This is a genomic window from Rhodococcus sp. As11, from assembly GCF_048957735.1.
GTDB lineage: Bacteria > Actinomycetota > Actinomycetes > Mycobacteriales > Mycobacteriaceae > Rhodococcus > Rhodococcus gordoniae.
Genome location: NZ_JARDJE010000051.1, coordinates 1 through 1505, shown reverse-complemented (window position 1 = coordinate 1505; position 1505 = coordinate 1). Strand labels below are relative to the sequence as shown.

Sequence of the window (1505 nt, the reverse complement as noted above, 5' to 3'; positions counted from 1 at the left end):
CAACCGCTACAGTGAACACCGCTCACGGCTGGGGATTTTCGTTGAGCACAACTGGGGAGTTTCCCTGAGCCTCGTCACGAGCCGATCTCACCGATCGCCGTTGCTCGCCCCATCCTCTCTCAACGCGGCCCTGACGCTTCGGGCCGTCATCTCGACCACTTTCCACACAGCAACGAACCCGACCGCAAATTGCACCACATAGATCAACATGCGCCGCAGCATGGCTTACAGGTTCTCCACCCTGTCCTGACCAGCACTTACGCCTGCGACGACAGCAAAAGTCCCTGCCGAAGTCATCATCAAGGCGAAGGCCAGCCACCGTACGGGACTCTTCGGTGCGCGGAGCAGAATCACCATCTGAAGCCGAGCTGACTTCGGCGGGCACCGCCTGGTCTAGTCAGCTCCGAAATGGGGTCTCACTTATCTCAACATCCACGTCATTGAAGGACAACTGCCGCAGCATTCTCCTCACCGATACCGCTCGAAGCTGCCGGTCAGGACTTGGACCCACCCACACCGATTTGGCAATCGGCCCCTTATACAAAGGGCCTCTTCCCGGGTCCTTGAGGGAGTAGGGCGTGAACCGAAGCGGCAGATACGGGATCAATATGCCTTGATCCGACACACGGAACAGGCATCGAGTGAACGTCTCCCCAAGTGAGACAAACAGACGCCACTCCTGCTCTTCTTCAAACGATGGGTGCTTGAACTGAGCAAGGCACTCAAGGGCTAGACGAAGGGCTGAGGGACGATTCTCCGGGGCGACGATCTTCCTGGCCTGGCGCTGGATGAAACTCTCATCGATCTTGTACTGCACAGGAGCGAGCTCTATGCCCCCCAGGAATGGGGTGCCAAAGTTCGCCAGTGCTTGCTCCATGACAGGCACCAGGAAAATCCTGAGCACCTCAGTGGGGAACTCAATGGAGTACCCATTGGCTCCGTATCCTCGCCACTGGCTGAGAAGATCCGGCTCCTTACAAAAACTCGTCACGTAAGCCGAGTGAGTGGTCGCGTTGTCTTCGGGGTCGAGGAAGTTTCCTTCGCCGATACGCTCAGCGAGCTCGTCGATGAGCTTCGCATGGTCAGCATCGGAACGATCTACCAGATCACGCATCGCATCCGCGAGGTCCTTGGCCGCGAACGTCAACTCCTGGGCATCATTCAAGTACCGCGCATCCGTCGCCCACAGGGTGAGCGAGCAGGTGGTGGGAACCTCCCAACCGCGGAAATCGCGAGGTTCAAAGATTCCCATCAGACCCGCAGCCGTCGTGTAGTGATGCAACGTCTCCGGTATGGCGGCCATGCTCAAAGAGATTACGAGAAGTCTCAGACACGCTCTCTGCCCTATCCAGGTGCGTGCGCCCGAGGTCGAGGGACTTCCCCTGTTTCCCCAGGGGCGATCCGCCCCCGGACCCCCTTGGGGTCGTGTCGGGTGTCGACGAGCAGTGTGTTCGAGGGTCGGTGTGGCAGTCGGATCTTTGCCTCGTTGGTCTCGGGGCCGGCAA

Annotated in this window: 1 protein-coding gene; it reads right to left on the bottom strand. The window is 59.1% G+C overall.

All coding sequences use genetic code 11. The annotated features are described in order from the left end of the window. Positions 1 to 397: 397 nt before the first annotated feature. Positions 398 to 1303 carry a DUF2971 domain-containing protein gene (locus PV766_RS24015; RefSeq protein ID WP_421098120.1) on the bottom strand — a complete coding sequence of 302 codons (906 nt, stop codon included), beginning with the start codon at positions 1301 to 1303 and terminating at the stop codon, positions 398 to 400. Positions 1304 to 1505 lie beyond the last annotated feature (202 nt).

Bases quoted from the DNA above. Each gene is read 5' to 3' on its own strand.
- PV766_RS24015 (WP_421098120.1), bottom strand. From the start codon at position 1,303: ATGGCCGCCATACCGGAGACGTTGCATCACTACACGACGGCTGCGGGT.